Consider the following 23,912-nt stretch of genomic DNA (forward strand, 5'->3'; position numbering starts at 1 on the left):
AAAATAGTGACATTGTAAAATATATCGACGAAAATTGAGTGGATAAAAATAAGTCTATACAACTGAATGAATGGCAACAAAGCGTTTCCAAGAATTACAGGTTTATCAATTATCAGAACAGTTGGCAGACGACATTTGGAAAATTGTTGAGAAATGGGATTTTTTTGCAAAAGATACGATTGGTAAACAGATTGTACGTTCGGCAGATAGTATTGGTGCCAATATAGCAGAAGGTGTAGGAAGAGGTAGTTTTCAAGATAATAGACGTTTTATCAAAATAGCGAGAGGCTCTTTGAATGAAACTCAACATTGGTTAAGACGGGCTTATACTCGTAACCTTTTAACTACCGAACAGATAAATGCAATCAAAACAATCATTAACGAACTAGCACCTAAATTAAACTCCTATTTAAACTCAATTGGCAATGTCCCAGATGATAAATAAAAAATGACCAAGGACAAATGACAAATGACAAATCATTATTGCCTTTGAAAACGCAGTGCATCAATTGATTGAGCGGTGAGAAAGATGCCCAAAAAAATGTAACTAGCAAATAAAATTAAGGCGCTGGTATCAAAAATCCCTTGAGTTAAGGTGTTGTAATGTTTCAACAATGATAAATAACCTAAAGCTTCACCCACTGGCCCAGGGACAATTTTGGCGATTAAATCAATCAATAACAATAATAAAATTACTGCAAATGTGAGGACGGCAGACAAAATTGTGCTGTCTGTTAAGGAAGAAATAAACATTCCTACAGATAATATTGCTGCTGCTAGTAAGATTAATCCCAAATGACCCAACAAGGGAATTGAAAGGGCCATTGGTGGATTTGATCCGCCGATGGCGATCGCTTCAAACACTAGCATGGGTACAACCATTGTGATAAAAAATGTTAGCACGCCTAATAACTTACCTACAGCTACCGCCCAATTGGTGATTGGTGACGTGGCTAATAGTTCTAAAGTGCCGCGCTTGCGTTCTTCGGCATAGAGTCCCATCGAGAGGATTGGCAAGATAAATAACAATAGCCATCCCATACGATCTAAAAATGCTCGGACAAATTCGTAGGGGACATCTATCGGTGGTGTTGGTACTCCTAGTTGTTGACCTTGTGCATCTATTGCGGCGACTCCTACCAAAATGCCATCTGGACCTAGCAAAATCATCACGAAAAATAACCCGGCGATGAACCAAAATATGCCTGCGATCGCATAAGCCAAAGGTGATACAAAATAACTCTGTAACTCTCGGCGATAAATGGCAATAATATTACTCAGTACTACACCCATTTACGCTGCCTCTCCTTCGTTGTCTGCTGCTAAGTCTACCTCAGTCTCGAAATTCTTTTCTTCTGTGGTCAGTTGCAAAAACACATCTTCTAAGGTAGCGTTAACTCGCCGTAGTTCATGTAAACCAAAGCCTGCACGCACCAAGGTTGCAACAATATCCTTTCCTGGTTCTTTTCCCGGTTGCGATATCACCCGTAGATAAGCGCGATTTGTCTGTGGGTGATGACCCCCGGCGGTGGGAATTGATTCGATCAGACTCACACCCGCGACATTTTGCAATACCTGTTTCGCTAGGGCAGCTTCTCCTTCTATTTCCAACTCATACCCGGAACCGCCTGTCAACTGAGTCATCAGGTTTTCTGGTGTATTAGTTGCCACAACTTTGCCGCGATTAATGATGGCGACACGGCTACAAGTCATGCTCACTTCTGGCAGAATGTGCGTCGAAAGAATAATTGTATGAGTCCCAGCAAGGCTTTTAATTAAATTCCGCACCTCAATTATTTGTCGGGGATCGAGTCCAACGGTGGGTTCATCGAGAATAATCGCTGGTGGATCGTGAACGATCGCTTGAGCAATTCCTACACGTTGGCGATATCCTTTAGAGAGTTTGCGAATAATTACCCGCCGCTTATCTTCTAAGTTGCAGCGTTTGATGGCGGCTGTTACCTTCTTGGCGCGATCGCCTGCTGGTACTCCCTTAATTTGGGCAACAAAATGCAAAAATCCCTCCACAGTCATATCTGGATATAACGGCGGTGTTTCGGGTAAATAACCAATTCGTTGGCGCACAGCCAGGGAATTTTCATGGACATCATAACCGGCAATCCGGGCATTACCATTTGTTGCCGGTAAATAACCCGCCAGAATCCGCATGGTTGTAGTTTTACCAGCACCATTGGGGCCCAGAAGCCCTAAAATCTCCCCAGGTTCGACGCTAAAAGTGACATCAGTAATCGCTGGGGTGGAACCGTATATTTTACTCAGATGTTCAACTTCGATCATAAAATCTTATACACAATATCAATTCTTTCAGACTTTACTCCCTTAGAAATACCCAAATACTCTGGTTTCTGTATTTGAACACAAATTATTAGCATAATTGTGTACTCAGCAATTATGTTCAACTCTGGGAGCGAGAATCTACCTCTATTATGTCTAAACTAAATAACTCGCACCTGCCTAAAGGCTGAAGTGGGAGCTTTCGGAAGTCCGTCTTTCTTAGATAATCATTATCATGAAAATTATTGTTAAAAATAATTCTGAAGACACATACTTTATACTCATAGTTAAGCTAAATTTAATCTATTGTTAACCTATTAACTTGATTTGGCTATTGGGTAATCAGTTAAATGACTAAAGATATTAGTAATCGTGAAAAATTAAATATTGATTGTCGCTAAAGTATCTCCTAATTTAATCTCTACAGAACAAAGCAACTAAGATGGCACAGTCAACGAAGTTACAGCCTCCAGGTGGGTTGCAAATAGTTCATGTCACTACCGGACGCGTGCGACTCCGCAGCACTGACAGTAGTTTGAACTCGATATTAGACAGCATAGCCCAAGATTTAGGCTCCTTAGAGGGAGTGAGGGAAGTTGCTGTAAATGGGCAAACGGGCAGTTTGGTAATTAATTTTGATGAAGAGAAGCTGTCATTACCGCAAATTTTGGCGTTAAGATCCGATATTGAGATTCAACAGCCGCAGGCTTCATCTGATTCACCTAGCAAAACCGATCCCTTTGCAGCTTGGAAATCACCTTTATTTTGGAAAGAGCAGGGTGTTTCCTTAATTCCGATGATAACAGGCTTGGCGGTAACAGGAGGGTTAGGAATTCATGGCTGGGTATCGATTCCAGTTTATATGATTGCGGCGGATGCAACCCGTGGTGTAATTGGTTATCTTGGCTCTCAAGTTCCGACATCAGAAAAAAACGACGTTAATCATACCAGTTCTGCGATATCGGAATTATCAAAAGAGGAACGCCAATCTACTATCCAACAAGAAAAGTCAACAAATAATCTTGAGAAAGCTAGCGAGGTGGTAGCACCTGCAAAGATTGACTATAGCGTAATCCATGCAATTAGCGGACGTATTCGCTTCCATGTGCCAAAAATCGCTCAAGATCGAGCTTACGGGCGGCGACTTGAGAGAATAGTGAAAACCGATGCTGAAGTTACAAGTGTGCGGATGAATTTTGATGCAGCATCGATCGCGATCGCTTATCAGTCTCGTGACATTCCATTATCTCATTGGGTGAGTTTGATGGAATTAGCGTTGGAGATAAACCCCGTAACACAGCCAATCACAATGGCTAACCAACCCCTCCAAGAAGTTAGTCAGATGAATCAAATTACAGACGCAACAAAGTCACATCAAACAAGTTTAAATGTTAGTCAGACTCCTGAAGTTCTCAACTCAACAACAGCAAGCGAAATAACTTCAGAGTTATCCAGTCTGTGGACTAACTTAAAACCGCCTGCGATGTTTTTCTCATTAGGCATTATGGCGAACTTACCCTTGGAAACCTAATATACAGTTTCAATTTGCGGAATACTGGAGGGGAATTATGGCTGGTTTAAATTTAGAATCGGTAGCTGATTTAGACAAAAAACCAGAGCGAACAGTCACAGACAAGATTAATTACCCAGCAACGCCGCCTTCAAGGGTAGTGTATAGCATTATTTGTGCATTTCCTGGACAAGTGGCGTTTTGCATCCCTCAGATTAGCGAAGATCCAAAATATGTGGAACGTCTTGTTGCCTTGCTTGCTAATGAGCCTTTGGTAATAGATCGGCAAGTCAATAATAGTATGGTAGGGTCAATTGCCATTACCTATAAATCTGATACAGTGTCAGATGTTGATATGCGATCGCATTTGGCTAATTTGATTCAGTTGGCTGGTAATGAAAAAGTAGTGCTAGCAAATGCAAACCAATTGAAACCACACTCAGCGTTAGTGGCAACAGAAGACAGGCAGGATAGAAAGCCAACAATGCAACCACAGAAGCAGAAATCAGCAATATTCTCTTTATCTTCTGCGGATGCATCAGTCTCTAAGACTAAAAGCAATTCGGTATCTTCGGCTCATTCTGTAATTCAACAAGCAAGAAAGCCTGCAAAAGTAGCTTATAGCATTGCTCATGCAATTCCCGGAAGAGTGCGGTTTCGTGTGCCTCAAATTGCCTGCGATCCCAAATATGTCCAACGGTTAGAGGCATTACTCAAATCAGATTCGACAGTTACCAGTGAGCGAGTTAATAGCGCTGCGAGATCAGTTGTCATTACCTATAAAACTGGAATGATGCGGGATTCTCAGAAGCGAGTGCAAAGCTTTTTGTCAACACCAATATCTCATCTAATCAATTTAATTGAATCTGCCAATGATCCCGCCACAGCCATAAGTTAGCTAAGAAATTCAGCAAATTACAAATAACCAAATTGATAGCTAATCAATCTCGCAGGATTGGTGGCTAATTTGCTCTATACCCCAGCAGAGAGCCTGATTTTTATCGAAGTGTAACAATTTTGGATTAAAGAAAAGTAATGGCAAAAGTAGCACTGCAACTCCCATCACCTCCAAAATCTCAGTTCACTGTGTTGGAAGGGAATGGAAAAGCTTCTTTAACTGACACTAATGGACATTCTCGAAGAGAGTTCCCTAACGTTACCTACAGCATTGTCCATACAACTCCGGGAAGGCTGCGGTTTCGCCTACCTCGTTTACGCTGTGATGCCGATTATGCCAAGCGTCTCGAAGTATTGTTAACAGCAGATGCGCTGGTGAAGAATGTTCGTGTCAAGCCTGCGGCAATGTCGGTTGCAGTTACTTATAAATCTGATCAAGTTTCCGATGCGAAGATGCGATCGCACCTTCACGATTTGATTCAGGCTGCAAGTGAAGTAGTCGTTCTCAAAAACTCTACATCATTATCGGAAACCAAAAAAGAGAACTCTTGGCCAGGTTTACAACTCTCGGCTGTTGCGACTACTTTAGCAGTGCTGGGAGGCCCGTTAGGATTACCGATCCCGCCTTTGATAGTGGTGCTTCCAATCGCTCTAGCTACACTACCCGTTATGCAACGAGCCTGGGAAGGTATTAGGGGAGAGCAAAAATTGAATATTGACTTTTTGGATTTAATGGCGATCGCTATTACTACCTTCCAAGGGCAATTTCTCACACCATCGCTGATGCTCGGTTTAATTGAAGTAGGCGAAAATATCCGCGATCGCACGGCTCGTTCTTCTGCTCAACAAACTCTAGATTTACTTAATTCTCTGGGGCAATTTGTCTGGGTGGAACGCAATGGCGAAAAGCAGCAAATTCCCATTCAAGATGTGCAGCGTGGCGATACAGTAATTGTTTACCCTGGCGAACAAGTGCCGATTGATGGTAGCATTTTGCGAGGTAAGGCCCTGCTAGATGAGCAGAAACTAACTGGCGAGTCGATGCCAGTACTGAAGAAAAAAGGACAACCAGTTTTTGCCTCAACGTTAGTACGAGAAGGACGAATTTATATTCTTGCAGAATGGATAGGCAATGATACCCGCGCCGGACAGAGCATTAAGTTAATGCAAGAAGCGCCTGTCCACGATACGCGGATGGAGAATTATGCCACGAAATTTGCTCAAAAAGCTGTTATGCCAACTTTGTTACTTGCTGGGGCAGTATTTGCCGCAACCCGTAACCCTTCACGGACAGCCAGCATTTTAACTCTAGACTTTGCTACAGGTATTCGAGTCTCCGTCCCGACAACAGTTTTAGCAGCATTAACTTATGCAGCGCGGCGGGGAATTCTCATCCGTAGCGGGCGGGCGTTAGAACAACTAGCAGAAGTTGATACTATAGTTTTTGATAAAACGGGGACACTGACTAAAGGAGAAGTCGATGTAGTCAGTGTGGAAAGTCTCAATCCAGCAACCTCAAGATTGCGAGTGTTGGAATTGGCAGCTGCCGCCGAACAGCGTTTAACTCATCCAGTAGCAGAGGCAATTATTCGCTATGGCGAAGCAGAGCAAGTGGAAATTTTGCCGCGTAGTAAGTGGGATTATCAACTAGGTTTGGGCGTGCAAGCTCTGATTGATGGAGAGATAGTTTATGTTGGGAGCGATCGCTTTTTGCGCTCCAGTGGCATTGATACCGCAGCGTTAAATGGTCAACAAAAATCTGCAAATTCAGCGATTTATGTAGCCAGCAACGGTCAACTTCAAGGTATTATTAAATATAGTGATATTCTCCGTCCCGAAAGCCGGGAAGTCATCACAGCACTTTCGAAGGTCGAAGGTGTAGAGATTCACATGTTAACCGGCGATAACAAGCGAACTGCTACAGCAGTAGCTGCTCAACTTGGTATTTTGCCAAAGCATACTCACGCCGAAGCTTTTCCAGAACAAAAGGCAACAGTTGTCCGCCAACTACACGAACAAGGTAAAACAGTTGCATTTGTAGGCGATGGGATCAACGATTCGCCAGCTTTAGCCTACGCCGATGTTTCCGTCTCCTTTGCCAACAGTTCTGAGATTGCCCGCGAGACAGCAGACTTAGTGTTGATGCAGAATGACTTGTATGGTTTATTAGAAGCGATCGCGATCGCTCGTCAAGCCAAGCAATTGATTCGGCAAAACACAGGAATTGTTGCTGTTCCTAATTTAGCCGCATTAGCGATCGCCGTTTTGTTTGGTCTTAACCCCTTAGCTGCAACAGTAGTTAACAATGGCTCAACCGTAGTTGCCGGAGTCAACGGTTTGCGTCCAATTCTTAAAAGTCGTCAACATAAAACTCTACCATCGGCAAGATGATGCAACTATGCCGGCAAGAGTATCTTAAAAAGCTTTCCCAGATTTCTCAATTAATAGGAGGAAATTGAATATGGCTAAAATTAGTGATTTTGTTGAAGATGCAGGCGCTCCCGGTATTATAGTTGGAATTGGTGCAGTCCTCTTAGCACCTGTTCTGCTGCCCATTGTCGCTGGAGTTGGTAAACCCTTCGTCAAGTCAGTCATCAAAGGCGGAATTGGTCTTTATGAAAGAAGCAAAGGAACCATTGCAGAAATGGGAGAAACCTGGGAAGACATGGTAGCCGAAGCCAGAGCTGAACTCGCTGATGAAAAAGAAACACCCGTATTTGAAGCTAGTGCCACCAATGTGGATAATGTCGCCGATAATGGTGCGTAATTTCATCTGCCCATTAGCAAGTTAAAATCTTGGCCATAGGCAACTTTCAATTACCAAAATATCAAATTAGTAAGGTGCGTTACGGTATTCCACCTAACGCACCTACGAAAATAGCAAAAAAATTGTATGTTGACAAATGGTTATAGCACTTACAATAAAATGCCGGAAATTATAGACAAAACCAGCTTCAAGACATCACCACAACCGATATCTACAAAAGTTGTAAGTTCGACTCCTGGAAGATTGCGGTTGAGAGTGGCTCATTCTCATCGTCAACCAGAAAAAATGCAACGCATCGCCACTGCTTTGTTAGCAAATCCTCACATTAATCAAGTGAAGATAAATGTCCATCATGGCAGTATTGTTATCAATGACGATGCTAAAGATGGGAGTCTAGAGAATGTGCTATCAACACTTAAAGATTTAGGAATAATTTTTGCTGATGTTACCGAGGGTAACACCGAGGCAGCAGCAGAAGTCTCATCTGCGCTTGTTGACTTAAACCAGCATGTCAAACAGTTAACAGATGGTGCTTTTGATCTGCGAATTCTTTTCCCTTTGGGATTAGCTAGTCTTTCACTGCGACAATTACTAAATAAAGGATTGCAGTTAGAAGTTATTCCTTGGTATGTTTTAGCATGGTATGCTTTTGATAGCTTTATTAAGTTGCATGGAACTAGCCAAGAAGAATCAGCAAACGAGTAACCAAAAAGCTTAATTTATCTGCCAAATTTTGATGGTTTTATCAGAACTAGCACTAGCCAAAAATTGACCATCATGGCTAATAGCAATAGAGTTTACTGCCCCTGAGTGTTCTGTGATAGTTTGCAGTAACTCTCCCGTCTGCAAATGCCAAATTTTGATGGTTTTGTCTACGCTACCGCTAAAGAGAATTTCTCCATCAGGACTAACAGCTAAGGATCTTACCTCTTCTAAATGTCCAGTCAAGGTATGTAACACTTTGCCTGTAGTTAAATGCCAAATTTTGATAGTTTTGTCTGCACTAGCGCTAAAGAGAATTTCTCCATCAGGACTGATGATTACTGATTTCACCTCACCTGAATGTCCGTTGAGGGTGCGTAATGGATCTCCCGTGTGTGGGTTCCACAGCCTAATTTTGTTGTCATAACTACCACTAGCAAGGATTGTACCATCGGGGCTGATAGCAGCAGCATTAACTGCGAATGAATGCCAAAGGGTAGAAATGCGATTGCCTTTATGCAAATTCCAAATTTTGATTTTATTACTACCACTGGCAAGAATTTGCCCGTCAGGACTGATTGCGATGCAGTTAACCGATTTTTGATGTCCTAACAGAGTGTGGAGAAGTTTGTCAGAATTGAGATTCCATACTTTGACATTACTTTTGGGGTGTTGACTAATACCAACAGCGAAATAATGTCCATCAGGACTAATCGCAACAGAGGAAATTTTGCCTAAATCTTCTGTAAGAGTGCGGATAAGTTTACCAGTCTTAAGATTCCATACTTTGATGGTTTTATCTGCACAACCGCTAACTAAAGTTTCAGAATCAGGACTAATGGCGACAGATGTCACTTTTTCTGAATGTCCAGTTAGGGTATGTCTGAGAAGGATATGTTGTACTGTTACTTCGTGTTTGAGGTTGGCGATGCGATTTAAAATTTCATCAACATCAGCAATACTCTGAGTATCACCCACCGCGACAAAATATTCTCTTAACTTTTTTACATATTCCTCATCTTTAACGCTGACGGCTGATTGCATTGCCTCAAGCGGGTTAGGAGAATCGTGTGGTGAGATTTGACGTAATTGTAACCATGTACTCACAGAATAATTTAGCTGTTCGTTTGCCCAAGAGCGTAGTTTACCGCCGTAGGCATCGCTTAAATGGCATAAACTCTGGGCTAATTGTAAAGCCAATTCTGGAATCCAGTAACAGCGCTCATTTTCCAGAGCTTGGTAAACTTGTTTGTAACCAGAGGCGATAACCCGTACTGATTGTAAATCAAAAGTATCTGACAGCAAACTCGGCAGCAACTCTGGTAGTAGCGGAGGTACACCACGATCAACCAGGTGGTAAATATCTGCTACCCAACCTGCAACCAAACAGTGATAGGTAATCAAAACCTGACAAAGTTTTTCATAATCCTGACGATTGACTTGATATTGTAAAGATAACTTACTAATATCAATTCCTTTTTCATGCCATTTTTCTACTTTTTCTAAAATTTCTAAATTTATCACATTATCTTTTCCAAGCTGATTAACTTCCTCTAATTTTTCTCCTAATGCCACAAGTTCATCTCTAATTTTCTTCCATTCTAATGCCCGTCTTTTAGCAGACTCTTCTAGAATTTCTCGGTAAGGTAAGCGAGCAATTGTTTTATAATAATAATTGTCTTGCCCTAAACCCCAGTAGGCAATCCTAAAATTTAAATAATCTCCATCATTTTCTGACTCTAAAATCAAACTTGGCTCTGTTTTCAACATTCCAAACAGAACTTTAATACTTGATTCACTGTGAAAGCGCTTACTATCCCAGGCTCCTGCCAATAACTCTGTTGGTCTAACTTGACTGTGTAAAGAGTAATGTTTGTTGAGAAAATCTCGTAATCCTTCAGCTAACATTAACTCAAATTGAAAAATATTTTCATCTCTACGATCGCCAAATTGGTCAAAATCTACTTGAGGAGGAGCGATAAAAATTTTAAGTGGAGTGTGTCCATAATTTGTGTGGTCTAAAATTTGTGAAGGGTATAATCTTAAGGGCCAGCTATCAAAAATTTTATTGACTTCTGGTAACTTAAGCGCTGTTTCTCGCTCTTGTGCAGCTATTCTTAATCGCGTTTGGTGATTGTCGGCTACTAATTGCTGTTGAAAAATTCTTGCTTGTTCAAAATCTTCAACATAACCGCTTTTTTTATTTGAAGGATTTAGAACTTTAAGTATTTCGGGAATTGCCTCAATCGGTTCATATTTACTCAGTCCTAAACTGGATTTATTTCTATTTTGTACTAGCTCTGCAACAACAGGTGCAAACTCTAGTACCAGTTGAATTAGTAACATTAACCCTTGCTGCATAAACATATACCTAGAAACTAATTGAAGAAGAATTCAGAAGTCATAATCAAGACGCTCTCTACGAGACGCTGCGCTATCCGCTTTTTCGGTCAAAATTCCTTCTAAATTTTGACTCCTGACTACTGAATTCTGTTTTGATAAAATAAATAAGCAAGGCTTACATAAAATCAGGGTAATACTGTCATCCAGTAAATCCATACATAGCCTTAGTGTTACTACTTAAGAGTATAGTAACTCAAACATAAGACATGAAACTCCTTATATGTCAATAAAACTCTGTGGTTAAATCGCTGTAAATTAAAATAAACACATTAAAGAAACTTAATCAACTTGATAGCAACGATAACTAGATTCACTACTGAGATAGATTTATTCATTCAGAAAAATAGGTATAACTAGAGTAAAGTTAATCCAGTACAATAAAGCGCTCTCTTAAAACATCAAGAGATAAGTTTATCAGCATGGTTGCGTTTTTTATTTTTTGAAATTAAAAAAAGTACGATGACTTCTATGAAACGGTCTAACTCTGGCAACGCTGCTAGTATTAACCTGGATTTACCACCACAAAAGGCAACTAAAAGCGTAGCTAAGAAAGCAGAGTCATCCCAAAAGATATTCTATAGCATTGTCCATACAATTCCTGGGCGGATTCGTTTTCGTATTCCTCTGTTAGCCAGAGATACTGAGTATGCTAATAAACTTAAATTATCGATGGAATCCGATCCTAGAGTTACAAATGTCCGTGCTAACCCAAAAGCTGCATCCATTGTAATCAATTATAAAGTAGGTGTAATTTCAGATAATCAAATGTGCGAACATCTGGTTAATCTGATTCAAACTGCTCAAGATGTGATTCTGCCAAAAGAGGTAATGGCAAAATCAATCGTAGGAGCTATCTTTGATGCTCTAATCAACTTAATTGATAATACGCGCAAGATTAACCAAGCACGTAATGTTCTTGTATATCGAAGGTTTAGAACATACATTTGGGAACGGATGCTTTCTACCTCAAGAAGCATAATTAAGAGGTTAAAATCTGCCATCATGTTTATCTTGCCTAACAAGCGATGGCAGTTACGAGGCAATGGTGAGGCGAATTCTCAGCCTTTGAAACTGAAATCTGCTAGCGAACCAAATCTTATATAGTTACTAATAGTAAGTAAGCGTAAATAATTGTCGTTGGGATAAGGCAATAGGCAATAAGTATAAGAGGTTTAGTCTATTTCCTTTTTATTCGCATAGTTTGATTTTATTGTATCAACTTATTTAATAGCCATTAAAATGATTCCTGCTTAAGAGTAATTAGCTCTAAAAAACGGGGATTTACTCTAACTCAAAAAAATCTCTTTTACTTAGCCTTCAATCCAAACATTTTATTATTAATAACAAATGGATACTCCTCGCTGTCAAAAACTTCTTAATCACACCTATTGGGTTCAAGCAATACATACTGCTGTTAAGGGAAGAGCTAGATATAAAGTAAATGGGCTTTATCATTCGGAAGCTCTCAAAAGATATCTTGAATCGAGATTATTAGAGGATAAAATAATCTCGCAAGCTCGTGCTAATAGTTACACAGGGAATGTGCTGGTTATTTTTAATCCAGACAACAGTTTAAATGCGATCGCCGTTCGCGAAGCGTGTCCGACAGGACAAGGCGGGTCTTCTCTTCGAGACGCTGCGCGAACGACCATCCCATCGCTTATCCAAGAAATTGTCTTAGATTATCGGAAAAAAGTCGGTAAATCACTTGGAAGTAGTAACTTGCATTCCTTTGGCACTAAAGAAAATATTGGTTTCGTTGGGGGTAATAATCGAAACATATTTGATTCAGCCGTACTTTCTCAAATATCTATGCAGCGACAATTAAACCAAACAGCCAGTCAACTTATTCCGGTTGTTTGTGCCCTTGTATGTGGCACTGCACTGTTGTACGCATATAATCTTGACGAAGCCATTTTGCTCTTGATCCAGAAGCTGCATACACCACTGCGCGATCGCATCATGCTTGGTATCACTTTTCTAGGCGATCCCTTAGTAATGCTGATATCTTCTTTGGGGCTGGCGATTAGTCCGTTATATTCTAATCGTCGCAGGCAAGCAACTATCTTGGGTATCGCTGGAGTCGGTGCAATCTTGCTAAATTGTTTAATGAAAATATTTTTTGGTAGAGCGCGTCCAGTACTGTGGAAGCATATTATTAATGTCGGCCAACACAGTTTTCCTAGCGGTCATGCAATGGTTTCAATAGTAATTTACGGTTTTACTGGCTATATTCTGGCAAAGCAGTTTCCTGAATGGCGCTTTTGGATTTATGGCTTAACTGTTTTCTTGGTCGCTGCGATCGGTTTTAGCCGACTTTACCTTGGAGTACATTGGCTGACTGATGTGACAGCTGGCTATGCCGCAGGTTTGGTGTGGTTAATTGCCTGTATCCTGATCTTGGAATCGGAACAGCAAGGAATCATTGACGAGTACATTCTCTCTCAGGACGGCAATTTATCGCGTCTCTCTAACGTATCAGTCTTTTAGACGCGATAAATCGCGTCTCTACATGAGGGCTTTCTGGCTTATCCCAAGCGTATTGGGATAAAACTAAAATTGGATCTGTTAATAATAGCTGCCAGATTTCCGATGTTCCAAAGCAGTGATACCATCATTTTCCAACACTTCACCGCGATCTATGACAGCATAAATCAACCATCTATCGCCACATTCAAGCTGATTTTGCACCGTACATTCTAAATAGGCTAATGCCTCATTCAAAATCAAACAACCATTATCAGCAGTTTTTGTGGAAAGATTTGCAAAGGGATTATCGCCTAAAGTGCTATGACGAGAAAAATAGCGTCGCACATTTCTTCCTTCTTTGAGGATATTCAGCACAAATTTATCACCAGGATGATGCATTAATTCTGCATTCTGCTCGTTAGCGATCGCAATCATAATTCCTGGCGGGTTAAAAGTTGCCTGAGATATCCAAGAAGTTAAAACGCCTTTGTGAGTTTCTTCATCACGAGTTGTCACAACACACAGAGAACCTATGATTCGCCCCACCGCTTGTTCGGTACGATCTACATGGGTTTCTGTTACCACTTGGCGGGAACTACGAAGTTTTTTGGTTTTCTTCAAGTTTTGGGCAAAGGCAGCACCTGCTTCTTGACACTGCTGAAGAATTTCAGAAGTAGGGCTGAAACGCACCCGAATTGTTTCAAACCCTAGTTGATAATTTGCATCTTTGAGCTTACTTTCGATTAAATCTATTGCCTCGCCACTCCAACCGTAGGAACCAAACACCCCTGCTAACTTAGTTTTAGCCGCCACCGAGAGAACTATTCCTAAAGCAGTTTGAATTTGAGTCGGTGCATGGCCGCCTAAAGTGGGTGAGCCGATAATCAAGCCATCGCAAGTTTCTACAATGCGGTTAATTTCGGCAGAATCGGCGAGTTCACAGTTGATTGATTCTACATTAACTCCATTTTGAATCAAACCTTGAGCGATCGCATTTGCCATAATTGCTGTATTTCCATAAGCCGAAGCATAAAGCAAAGCAACGCTCAATTCTTGAGATTTTTGTCCCTGACACCATTGACGGTAATCATAAGTAAAACGACTCAGGCTGTAACGGACAACTGGCCCGTGTGCTGGGGCATAACATCTGGCTCCCAAAACCGAGATTTTATCTAAGGCTACTTCGACTTGTTTTGCTTGGGGCGCATGGAGACATTCAAAATAGTAACGACGTTCCGCATCTAATCCCTTCCAATCTTCATCAAACAAAGTATCTTCGCAAATATGAGCGCCGAAAAGTTTGTCTGTGTAGAGTATTTTTGTAGCGGAATCATAAGTACAAAGTCCATCCGCCCACCGAGGAGTTGGTACGGTGACAAATGATAGATGATGTCCTTGTCCTAAATCTAAAGTATCTCCCGATCGCATCGCTTGAATAGGTGACTCAAATTCGGGAAAAGCAGTTTTGAGAGCATTGGCGGCGGGGCGAGAACAAATTAGAGTAGCTTGAGGAACCAGAGAGAGCAATACTTGTAAGGTTGCTCTGCGGTTTGGGTTGACATGACTGAGAACAATGTAATCTAGGGTAATGAAGTCTAGTTGTTGTGCAAGTTGCTCAAGGTAAATTTCGGTAAAAGATTCGCCGGGAGGATCAATTAAAGCATTTTTATCAGCTTGAATCAGATAAGAATTTGCTGTAGTTCCCCGTTGGCGGGAATATTCCACCTCAAATTTTAATCTGTCCCAAGTCCGCGATCGCAGAATCAGAGTATTTTTACCAATTTCAGCAACTTGGACATCTCTGTTATGGTTGGACGTTAATGTTGCAACAGACATAATAACCTCTTTTAATAATGGGGAATGGGGAATGGGGAATGGGGAATTGGGCATTGGGCATTGGGCATTGGGTATTGGGCATTGGTTATTATCCTTGTCTCCCTCATCTGCCTAACTCCTAACTCCCCACTCCCTATTTTTAATGACCATTGTTTTGTATTAATTCAGACTTGGCTCGGCTTCTATAGCGTTTAGATACTTCTTGTTCTGGGTCGATACCTTCAAAGGTAGGGGGTAGCCAAACTCGGAGAAACAGTAGTACTCCCAAGACTAATAAAAAGGCACAAGTTGCTAAAACTTGACTCCAACTTGTTTCTAGAACACCTTTAACAATGACTTCCCGCAAAGCAGAAACTATGGAAACTTCAACAGCTACCCCAATCGATACTCGATGTTCTTGTAGGTAAATAATCAACAATCGGAATAGCTCAACTAATATGAGCAAAAAGAGAATATCGGCAGTAACAGCATGAAAATCTAGAGGTGGAAGTAAGGAGAGAAACATATCTCTCACCTGAAGCACCATGAAGCTAAATAAACCGATACACAAAGAAATTACAATTACATCTTGGATAAATTCCAAGCTTCGGACAACGCGCCCACGATTGATTTCGTACATAGTAATCGGGGTATTTTCAACAGATTTATACATAATTTTTTGGGAGTTGTAGAGACGCAATTCATCGCGTCTGTGTGGGTTAGGGGAGCAGAGGAGCAGGGGAGGCAAGGGGAGCAGTGGGGCAGGGGAAGCAAGGGGAGAATAAGAAATAACTAATGACCAATGACAAATGACAAATGACAAATGACCAATTAGTAATGATTGCCAATTTTGCGGTGATGCGCGGCGGTAAGTGCATCTAACTTGGAAACTCTTCCAGTTTGGACTGTGCTATAAATTACCCAATGGTCTCCACAATCCATACGGCTAGTGATTTCACATTCCATGTAAGCTAGGGCTTCAGCTAAAACGGGCGATCCATTGTTCGCTGGATATGTCTTCACTCCAGCAAATCGGTCTGCACCAGGAGCAAAACGCTTGAGAAAATGTTTCATTAATCCTTGATATTTGCCTTCTTCTAAAACGTTTAGAACAAAGCGATCGCCAACGTGCATAAAGGATTCAATTGCTCGATCTTTGGATACTGCGATCGCAACTCCTAAAGGCTCAAGACTCGCTTGTGTCACCCAAGAAGCCAACATTGCACTCTGAATTTCTCCTTTTTTGGCGGTGATAATATATAATCCTGTGGTAATCCGTCCTAAAGCCTTCTCTAGCTCAGTATTGATAGATTTGATTTGTTTAATGGTGCGATCACGGTTTAACCATTGACCCAAGTCTGTCCCAGCTTCATCACAAAGCTGTTCCGTTGCTTGGGTAGGAATTTCCTTAACTAAAATAGGTGGAAAGGCTTCAGTTAATCCCAGTTCTTGAAACTTATTGCGTAAAGGATAAATAGGTTCATCTTCTCCACCTCCCGACTCTAATAAACCAATTGACTGCTTTTTGTGAACAGCAGCTAAAATAGTGCTTAAAGAAGCTTGAGCCATCATCGAAGATTGGGGTGGCATTGCAATTACTAAACCAGAAGATTGTGCAACTAATTCTCTAACTTCTTGAGGTTCAGAACTATTGAGAGGAAATAATTCCACTGCTACGCCTGTTTTCGCACATCCATGAGCTATGGTACGGACTAACTGCTCGCTATGCCCGTAATCTTCAACATAAAATAGAGCCACTAAAGTCTCTGTTTTTGCTTGTTCTAAACTCCAGTTTTGATACCGTCCGAGCCATTCTGGAATATATTGTTGTAATAAAGGGCCATGTCCCGTAGCAACTGTTCCTATTTCTAACTTTTCAATCCGCTTTAAAGCTGCCAAAACAGACCGAGCATTGGGGCCCATAAGACAATCATAATAATATTGAAAATCTTCCTCAAGTAAGCTGATATTTTCATCATAAGTGTGGTCATCACAGTAGTGCATCCCAAACACATCACAGGTGTAGAGAGTGCTAGTTTTGTGGTCATAAGTAAAGATTGTGTCCGGCCAGTGTAAGTTAGGTGCAGAGATAAATTCTAATTCGTGTCCGTTACCTAAATCTAATCGCTCTCCACTTTTCACCTGCCTTGAATTAAAGGGCTGGTGAACCATATTTTCTAAAAATTGAATAGCTACCTTAGCACCAACAACAGTAATTGAGGGAGCTAGTTGCAAAATATTTTTTACTAAGCCACTATGATCTGGTTCCGTATGGCTAATAATCAAATAATCTATTTTAGTCGGATCAATTAATCCCACCAGTATTTCAAGATATAATTGCTCAAACTTGCGGTGAGATGTATCAACTAAGGCAACTTTTTCTCCCTGAATCAAAAAAGAATTATAAGTCGTACCATTCCGTAGACCAAACTCGACATCAAAACGTTCTCTATCCCAGTCTAGACAACGAATAGCAGTTGTTTGAAGAGCAATTTCAACAGTTTCTACTGTCAAACGTCCTGGGTTGGGAGTAACTTGAGTGGGCTGTATGAGTGCGACCATTTGTTTTCTCCAAAAAGATTTTATATGAAGCGAGCTTTATGTTTCTTATATTTACCTGAAATACTCAATTAGTAAAATGCCAATTTCTAAAGCTAATCATCAGGAAGTTTTATTTATCATTTAGATTGATTTACCATTGAATTACTCAATGTTTACCATCAATAATGAATGTGAGAAAATGTAAATAATCAGTTAAGATGTTTATGGATGTCGCTAATATTTTTTTTCCTCCCATACAAAAAATCAGCAGCGAAATCGCCCGCCACGTTGGTGTTGATTTGTATGTGCTGCGCCTGGATTTGATGCACCCGTGGGTTAACGGCAATAAGTGGTTCAAGCTGAAATACAATCTTTTGGAAGCCAAGGAGAAAAATTTCACAACGCTGCTTACTTTTGGCGGCGCTTATTCCAATCACATCTATGCAACTGCGGCGGCTGGTAATCTTTTCGGTTTTCGTACCATTGGTGTAATTCGTGGGGAGGAGAGACTACGACTAAACCCGACACTGAGTTTTGCTGTCCAACAGGGTATGCAGCTTGTGTACATGAAACGCGAAATGTATCGACAGCGCAACACACCAGCGTTAGAAGAATATCTGCAACAACGCTTTAGTGAAGTGTTTATCATTCCCGAAGGTGGGAGTAATTTAAATGGCGTGCGCGGCTGTATAGAAATAGTTGGTGGTGCAATCGCATTTGATCATATATGCGTAGCCTGCGGTACAGCTACCACACTTACTGGTATTGCGCTTTCATTGCATCAAGGACAAAGAGCGATCGCTTTTTCCGTACTCAAAAATGGCTCATTTCTTGCACAAGAAATCGAAAGTCTGCTGACAAATTACCTCGCCTCTGATTTACCCACACCATCTAACTCTCCTGCTTCTTGGGAATTGATATGTGATTACCACTTTGGTGGCTATGCAAAGGTGAATGATGAGTTACTACTGTTCAGTCAACAGTTCAGGGAGGAACATGGCATACCCCTTGATTACGTATATACCGCAAAAATGTTTTACGGTGTGATGGATTTACTAAAGCAGGGATTTTTTGGTAAAGGCGATTCGTTGCTGCTGGTACACACAGGAGGCTTACAGGGCAACGTTGGTATGGAAGAAAGATTGCAGAGAGTTTCTAGAATCTAAGTTGCCACTTAATTAAATATCAGTTAACCTTGTATGAAATTTTACTAAAATAAACGAGATTTACACGCCAATCTTGATGATCCCCCTAAATCCCCCTTATAAAGGGGGACTTTGATTCCATTCCCCCCCCTTTTTTAAGCTACGGTGTACACACAAGTACTATCTGAAAGGCTTTCAGGCGTTATAGACCCCTTAAATTGTCATTACGAACGCAGTGATAACGGAGCGAAGTAATCACATAATCCCGTGCTTAAAGCGATTGCTTGTCTGCGACACGCTCTTGCGAACGTCGTTCCTCCTCGCTGTGGACAGGCTGAGACAGCGCAGCGATCGCCTCCGGCGGGCGGGTACGCCATCGCACAATCCTATTCCTAGAGGACGAAACCAAATGTCAGGTGGAATTTCACGACTTGTGTGTACACCGTAGCCTTTTTAAGGGGGGTTAGGGGAGATCAATAAATGTCTAAAATCACAGCCAACTACTTTTCAAACAACCTCTCACACACTCGCTCATCTGCGTGAGATATTCATATTTTTATCCAGCAACCTCTAAAAGTTCTTTCACTTGGTTGCTACGCCAATAATATGAGGACTAACAATTGGCAATTGTGCATCAAATCGCTCATAATTAACGCTAGCAAAACCAGCATTTTCTAAAGCAATCAAAGTTTCTCTATCTGGATGACAACCATCACCTATCACTTTCCAAATCGGACGAATTGCGCTTTGTACTTGTCGCAATACAGTTCCTTCAGGTGCAGCGACGTGTTCAATAAATAAGAAGCGTCCACCTGGTTTGAGTACTCTTAAAACTGCCTGTAATGTATAATCTATATTCGGCACTGAACACAAAACTAAGGTACTAACAACAGTATCTATGCTGTTATCTTCAGCATCTAACCATTCAGCATTACCAATTCTGAGGTCGATATTTAAGCCTAGTTTTTTAGCTTGTTTTTGAAGATAGGAGTGCATATGGGGGTTTGGCTCGATTCCTATCCAGTAGATATCTTTAGGGTAGTAGGGTAGGTTAGGGCCTGTTCCTGGGCCAATTTCTAACACTTTACCTTGGAGATTTGCAAAAAGAGAACGTTTGCGATCGCCGACGATATTATCATACGTGCTGCTACTTTGAGCCATCATCCAGGCAAAGAAACGTTTACCAAAGTTGGCATAAATCTGATTTGGTGAATCTCCAATAATTTGGTTTACAGTCATCATCTACTTCCTAAAATTTGAGGCTATAAATTATTGCACCAAGCAACTATTTATAGTCTTAAGGTACGATAATTTATGTTTCTTGTACCTCACCCATTTGATTCATCCGATGGGGTGATTTTGATTAATATACATACGTAGCGACTTCCCGTAACCTACCACAGAAATAGAAAAAGTGCAGAAGCAGAAGTATCATTTGCCTATATATAGCAATCCTAAACGAATGAGTCGTCAAAATGCCCAATTATTCTCTATGCGTTGCGCCAGTTGCTTCAAGTCGGGGAACCCGCCTAACGCACTGGCTTCTCTGCGCCTCTGCGGTTAATTTCTTTTTATAAATAATTTATAAATACAAAAATAGCAAAAAGCGTTCCGCAATTTGGAACGCTTTCTTTTAGTAAATTCTGTTAAGGTAATATGAATTAAATACTAGTTGATAAAATTAGGCATGAAGATTTGCTTGTTCCTGTAACCAAGGATCTACAGGTTGTCCATCTTTGCGGCGTAATTCAATTTCCACTACCATCACTTCTTTTGAACCTGGAGGTGCGGGTTTTTTATGGAAAAGAATGTCATAATCTTCTGGATTATGTTTGCGTTCTTTCAACCATTCTTGTACCTTGGTTGTGGCAAAAAATGATTGCCCTTGCTCAAACATTCGGGTAATCTGCAATTGCAGTGTATAAGGATTTAGCCTACCCATTTTCTACCGCCTTTGTTAAGTAAATTTTAGAACAAGTAATCTGTTTATCTTAGATAATCTAATGTTAGTGCGAAGTACGCACACCTGACACTTCATTTATAGATGCAAATTCCAGTTTCAACACCCTAGCATCTGTAGCAACATCCGAAGGTATTTCGGTATATGGTCTAAGAAAGCCTTGATACTCATGTAATCTGTCTTCCATAGGTTAATAAATTTTTATTTGTGTTGCTTTAGTTTTCGCCGTCTTTGACAGTAGTTTGACCTTAGTAATGTTATAATAGTATTTCACAAAAAATAATGTTAAAAACTTGACTGCACTCCAGCACTAAAGTTTTACGTACACGAAGAGACGAGGGAATAGATTAGTTAAGGATTATTCAGAATTTCCCAGTATCTCTATAACATTTCACTACTTAATTCTGTTATAGATTGGAAAGAGGCACGCCGCTTCAAAAACTGACCAACAGACTGAAAATGGTTGTTATGAAGAGCAAAAATCAAGCTGTTTTCGCTTTAATTGTAAAAAGTACTATTGTCTTTTTACCCTTACTATTATCCGTTGGAATTGCCAATGGGCAATCTGCACCATCACCTTCCCCAGAACTAACCCAGACTTCGGTGTTGTCGAATAAGGAACGGGAAGAATTAACACGGCTACGAGCAGAAAAGCGAATTCAACAGCAAGTCCAATCTGATTTTAATAGCGCTTTTAGTCGTACAACTATTTTACTCAATGTCTGGCTAGTTATATTAAGCCTATTTCCAGTCGCAATTATTGCTTTATTTTGGCTACTGCGACGGGTGGTAATCCGCGAAATTGTTGATAGAGCGATGCAACAATTACAGGGAATGGAAAAATTACAAAATCAGCTATCCACCGTTAAGCAAGAGGCTGAAAATGTTATTCAAGATGCTAAAAAAATAAATTATGAATTAGAACAAGAAACGGTTAGTTTACAACAAAAAATTAAAGGCGAACAAGAAAATTTATCTGCCCTGACATCGGAACTAGATTTAGCTAAGTCACAGGTATTAAGTAGATTAGAAAGTCAACTCAAAAAATCTCAAGAAAATATAGAAAATTTAGAGTCTAATTTTGCTGCTGTTGTATCTAAATTAGAGCTTGATGCTCAACAACAAAGAGAGTTAGCGCTGGAAAATCTAGGAAATTTAGCATCTGTTCTGACACAAGAATTATCTAATTTAAAGTTAGGTGTACAAGAACAGCAACTAGCATTGGCTGATTTAGAAGGCTCAAAATCTGAGTTCATAACTCAACTTTCTGGATGGCAGTCTGATGCTCAAAACCAAAAAAATATAGTTTTTGAAAGTTTGGCTAAATTGCAATCAGAATTTGCCGATCAATTATCAGAATTACAGGTAGATGCTCACCACAGAAAAGAGATTGCATTTGAGAGTTTAGGAAAATTAGATAATGAATTGAAATCTCAGTTATCAGAACTACAGGTGGATGCTCAGGAGCAAAAAAATAAAATTGTTGAAAGTTTAGCAGCATTACAGTTAGAGTTTGCTGAACAACTTTCTGAATTACAATTAGATGCTCAAAAGCGCAAAGAGTTAATTATTGAAAACTTAGAAAAAGCTGGTTCTGAATTTAGTTCGCAATTTTCAGAATTACAATGGAATGCTCAACAACAAAAAATTCTCATTTTGGAGAAGTTAGAAAGATTAGAAACTGAGTTTGTCTCTCAACTCTCTGACTTACAATTGGATGCTGAAGAAAGAAAGGATCTTATTCTTCAAGAACTAACTGAAATTACACCTGAATCTATCTTAGAGGCGGTGAATCATGAAGTTAAGGAAGAAAAAGAAATAGAGGAACAGCCACAACAACCAGAATTAACTGCTGAGGAGTATGTAAAAGAAGGAGATGAGCTGTTTTCTAAAAGGCGCTATGAAGATGCGATCGCAGCTTACAACCAAGCGGTTAAAATCGAACCTGATGAACCTGTGGCTTGGTTAAAACGAGGTCTAACTCTCGGAAGGTTGAAACGCTACAAAGATGCGATCGCATCCTACGATCGAGCTATTCAGATTCAACCAGATTATCATCAAGCTTGGTGCGATCGCGGCGTTGCTTTTGGAAAATTACAACAGCATCAGCAAGCCTTTGCTTCATTTGAGAAAGCTACACAAATCAAGCCTGATGATGCAGTCGCTTGGTTAAATTGCGGTCTTTCTCTCGTAGCATTGGAAAAATATGAAGAGGCAATAGTGTCTTTTGATAAAGCGCTGGAATTCCAACCTAATTCTCCCAAAATCTGGGATAAACGCGGTTATACCTTGGTAAGATTGGGACGCGATGATGAAGCGATCGCTAGTTTTAACAAAACTTTAGAAATTAAGCCAGATTATGCCAGTGCCTATTACAACAAAGCAGCTTGTTACGCACTGCAAAGAGAAGTTGAACTATCTCTGGCAACTCTGAAACAAGCAATTGAACTTGATCCCAGGTATAAAGAAGACGCAGCAACTGACCTAGATTTTGATGATATTGCCGATGATGAGCGCTTTAAGCAGTTAGTTGCAGAGTAAAAAGTTATTTGTTATTTGTCATTTGTCATTTGTCATTAATGCTTCCCCTACTTCCCCTGCTCCCCTATTCTCCCATCTGGCGGATTTGGTTCGCTAGACATCGCTTTGAGCTTAGATGTAAAAGACTCAGAGCGATCGCTTTTTTCTGGGGTAAATTGCCCAATCGGGGCATGAATAGCAGCAGGCGGCAGCAGTTTTGGCTGTCTTTGAGAATGGCTTGGTGATGGGAGAGGCGGTGGACTTTCTTGTAAAGTTTGCCTTTGGCTAACAGCAGACGATAGCTGAAGGGTTGCCGAAGAAGCAAATTTTCCAGAAAGGGGAGACTTGAGAACAGTTTTATTGTCCCTAGCTTCCTCCTTGACTTCTTCATCTAAAGATGTTTTTTGCTCGTAACTTTTCAGTTGTAGAGTTGCAGTATTGCTTTTTTGATAGCCATTACGAATCTTCGCAGGTGGTAATTGAGGACTCGTGACTCTCTCTACAATGGGGTTTTTCTTGGCTAGCGGTAGGCTTGGAGCAGGCGATGAGGTTAAACTTTGGGGAAATTTGCTACAAATCATCCGTTCAAATTCCATATTGAAATGATATGTAGCCTGATCCCGGCGCTGCCAAAATACTAAAATTTGCTGCACCGAAACTGCTTTATAACGGCCTTGATATAGTGCCTCAATTACTGCCAGGTGTAGCCAATTCAGTGGGTATTGCGTTTGCCAACGTTCAACTAGCTCATTGGCACTATAGCCACTGAGATCAAAACTATAATTAATTAATAAAGCGATCGCCAAGTTGGCAGAAGTATCTGGAAGTGTTGTTAACATGGGGCTATTAGCTTTCGGCAATAGGTCTTAAGATTCTTCACCCATCGCA

General features: G+C 40.6%; 21 protein-coding genes. 11 read left to right on the forward strand and 10 right to left on the reverse strand.

The window, feature by feature from the left end; translation table 11 throughout:
• Window positions 1-70: 70 nt before the first annotated feature.
• Window positions 71-445 carry a four helix bundle protein gene (locus tag H6G86_RS01320; protein WP_190932763.1) on the forward strand — a complete coding sequence of 125 codons (375 nt, stop codon included), beginning with the start codon at window positions 71-73 and terminating at the stop codon, window positions 443-445.
• A gap of 35 nt (window positions 446-480) precedes the next feature.
• Here the strand turns inward: H6G86_RS01320 and H6G86_RS01325 are convergent, their stop codons facing one another.
• Both H6G86_RS01325 and H6G86_RS01330 read right to left on the reverse strand, forming a co-directional pair.
• The gene (locus H6G86_RS01325) at window positions 481-1,293 is read right to left on the reverse strand and encodes an ABC transporter permease (protein WP_190932764.1); all 813 of its coding nucleotides are present in this window, start codon (window positions 1,291-1,293) and stop codon (window positions 481-483) included.
• The gene (locus H6G86_RS01330; RefSeq protein ID WP_114084864.1) at window positions 1,294-2,298 is read right to left on the reverse strand and encodes an ABC transporter ATP-binding protein; all 1,005 of its coding nucleotides are present in this window, start codon (window positions 2,296-2,298) and stop codon (window positions 1,294-1,296) included.
• A gap of 439 nt (window positions 2,299-2,737) precedes the next feature.
• Between H6G86_RS01330 and H6G86_RS01335 the strand changes: the two genes are divergently transcribed.
• The 5 genes from H6G86_RS01335 to H6G86_RS01355 all read left to right on the forward strand — a co-directional run bounded on the left by H6G86_RS01335 (window position 2,738) and on the right by H6G86_RS01355 (window position 8,174).
• Complete coding sequence (locus H6G86_RS01335; RefSeq protein WP_190932765.1) at window positions 2,738-3,826, forward strand: HMA2 domain-containing protein; 1,089 nt, start codon at window positions 2,738-2,740, stop codon at window positions 3,824-3,826.
• 37 nt (window positions 3,827-3,863) lie between these two features.
• Window positions 3,864-4,703 carry a hypothetical protein gene (locus H6G86_RS01340; protein ID WP_199338118.1) on the forward strand — a complete coding sequence of 280 codons (840 nt, stop codon included), beginning with the start codon at window positions 3,864-3,866 and terminating at the stop codon, window positions 4,701-4,703.
• 137 nt (window positions 4,704-4,840) lie between these two features.
• Window positions 4,841-7,093: a heavy metal translocating P-type ATPase gene (locus H6G86_RS01345; RefSeq protein WP_190932766.1), complete on the forward strand. Its 2,253-nt coding sequence runs from the start codon at window positions 4,841-4,843 to the stop codon at window positions 7,091-7,093.
• Window positions 7,094-7,163: 70 nt separating this feature from the next.
• The gene (locus tag H6G86_RS01350) at window positions 7,164-7,469 is read left to right on the forward strand and encodes a DUF5132 domain-containing protein (RefSeq protein WP_190932767.1); all 306 of its coding nucleotides are present in this window, start codon (window positions 7,164-7,166) and stop codon (window positions 7,467-7,469) included.
• Between the two features lie 126 nt (window positions 7,470-7,595).
• Complete coding sequence (locus H6G86_RS01355; protein WP_190932768.1) at window positions 7,596-8,174, forward strand: HMA2 domain-containing protein; 579 nt, start codon at window positions 7,596-7,598, stop codon at window positions 8,172-8,174.
• 9 nt (window positions 8,175-8,183) lie between these two features.
• On the opposite strand, the gene H6G86_RS01360 is transcribed toward H6G86_RS01355, so the two are convergent.
• The gene (locus tag H6G86_RS01360) at window positions 8,184-10,532 is read right to left on the reverse strand and encodes a WD40 repeat domain-containing protein (protein WP_190932769.1); all 2,349 of its coding nucleotides are present in this window, start codon (window positions 10,530-10,532) and stop codon (window positions 8,184-8,186) included.
• Window positions 10,533-11,033: 501 nt separating this feature from the next.
• On the opposite strand from H6G86_RS01360, the gene H6G86_RS01365 reads away from it, so the two are divergent.
• Both H6G86_RS01365 and H6G86_RS01370 read left to right on the forward strand, forming a co-directional pair.
• Complete coding sequence (locus tag H6G86_RS01365) at window positions 11,034-11,678, forward strand: HMA2 domain-containing protein (protein WP_190932770.1); 645 nt, start codon at window positions 11,034-11,036, stop codon at window positions 11,676-11,678.
• Window positions 11,679-11,921: 243 nt separating this feature from the next.
• A complete protein-coding gene (locus H6G86_RS01370; protein ID WP_190932771.1) occupies window positions 11,922-13,064 on the forward strand; it encodes a phosphatase PAP2 family protein in 1,143 nt (380 codons plus the stop codon).
• Window positions 13,065-13,142: 78 nt separating this feature from the next.
• Here the strand turns inward: H6G86_RS01370 and H6G86_RS01375 are convergent, their stop codons facing one another.
• The 3 genes from H6G86_RS01375 to H6G86_RS01385 form a co-directional block, all read right to left on the reverse strand.
• Window positions 13,143-14,879 carry a diflavin flavoprotein gene (locus H6G86_RS01375; protein ID WP_190932772.1) on the reverse strand — a complete coding sequence of 579 codons (1,737 nt, stop codon included), beginning with the start codon at window positions 14,877-14,879 and terminating at the stop codon, window positions 13,143-13,145.
• A 139-nt stretch (window positions 14,880-15,018) separates the two neighbouring features.
• A complete protein-coding gene (locus H6G86_RS01380) occupies window positions 15,019-15,531 on the reverse strand; it encodes a phosphate-starvation-inducible PsiE family protein (protein ID WP_012407378.1) in 513 nt (170 codons plus the stop codon).
• A 158-nt stretch (window positions 15,532-15,689) separates the two neighbouring features.
• Window positions 15,690-17,420, reverse strand: a complete 1,731-nt coding sequence (locus H6G86_RS01385) for a diflavin flavoprotein (protein ID WP_190932773.1) — start codon at window positions 17,418-17,420, stop codon at window positions 15,690-15,692.
• Between the two features lie 203 nt (window positions 17,421-17,623).
• On the opposite strand from H6G86_RS01385, the gene H6G86_RS01390 reads away from it, so the two are divergent.
• Both H6G86_RS01390 and H6G86_RS39375 read left to right on the forward strand, forming a co-directional pair.
• The gene (locus H6G86_RS01390; RefSeq protein ID WP_190932911.1) at window positions 17,624-18,565 is read left to right on the forward strand and encodes a 1-aminocyclopropane-1-carboxylate deaminase/D-cysteine desulfhydrase; all 942 of its coding nucleotides are present in this window, start codon (window positions 17,624-17,626) and stop codon (window positions 18,563-18,565) included.
• Window positions 18,566-18,811: 246 nt separating this feature from the next.
• Window positions 18,812-18,940 carry a hypothetical protein gene (locus H6G86_RS39375; protein WP_277883518.1) on the forward strand — a complete coding sequence of 43 codons (129 nt, stop codon included), beginning with the start codon at window positions 18,812-18,814 and terminating at the stop codon, window positions 18,938-18,940.
• Between the two features lie 186 nt (window positions 18,941-19,126).
• Here H6G86_RS39375 and H6G86_RS01395 read toward each other — a convergent pair whose 3' ends face one another.
• The 3 genes from H6G86_RS01395 to H6G86_RS01405 all read right to left on the reverse strand — a co-directional run bounded on the left by H6G86_RS01395 (window position 19,127) and on the right by H6G86_RS01405 (window position 20,691).
• A complete protein-coding gene (locus H6G86_RS01395; RefSeq protein WP_190932774.1) occupies window positions 19,127-19,786 on the reverse strand; it encodes a class I SAM-dependent methyltransferase in 660 nt (219 codons plus the stop codon).
• A gap of 439 nt (window positions 19,787-20,225) precedes the next feature.
• Entirely contained in the window at window positions 20,226-20,486 is a 261-nt protein-coding gene (locus H6G86_RS01400; protein ID WP_012407382.1) for a hypothetical protein, read from the reverse strand.
• Between the two features lie 64 nt (window positions 20,487-20,550).
• Window positions 20,551-20,691: a hypothetical protein gene (locus tag H6G86_RS01405; protein WP_190932775.1), complete on the reverse strand. Its 141-nt coding sequence runs from the start codon at window positions 20,689-20,691 to the stop codon at window positions 20,551-20,553.
• A gap of 281 nt (window positions 20,692-20,972) precedes the next feature.
• On the opposite strand from H6G86_RS01405, the gene H6G86_RS01410 reads away from it, so the two are divergent.
• Window positions 20,973-23,045, forward strand: coding sequence for a tetratricopeptide repeat protein (locus tag H6G86_RS01410; protein ID WP_190932776.1), 2,073 nt, complete (start codon window positions 20,973-20,975; stop codon window positions 23,043-23,045).
• 47 nt (window positions 23,046-23,092) lie between these two features.
• Here H6G86_RS01410 and H6G86_RS01415 read toward each other — a convergent pair whose 3' ends face one another.
• The gene (locus H6G86_RS01415; protein WP_190932777.1) at window positions 23,093-23,863 is read right to left on the reverse strand and encodes a hypothetical protein; all 771 of its coding nucleotides are present in this window, start codon (window positions 23,861-23,863) and stop codon (window positions 23,093-23,095) included.
• Between the last annotated feature and the right edge of the window lie 49 nt (window positions 23,864-23,912).

Origin of the sequence: Nostoc sp. FACHB-133 (assembly GCF_014698055.1) — a bacterium.
In the GTDB taxonomy this organism is placed as follows: domain Bacteria; phylum Cyanobacteriota; class Cyanobacteriia; order Cyanobacteriales; family Nostocaceae; genus Nostoc.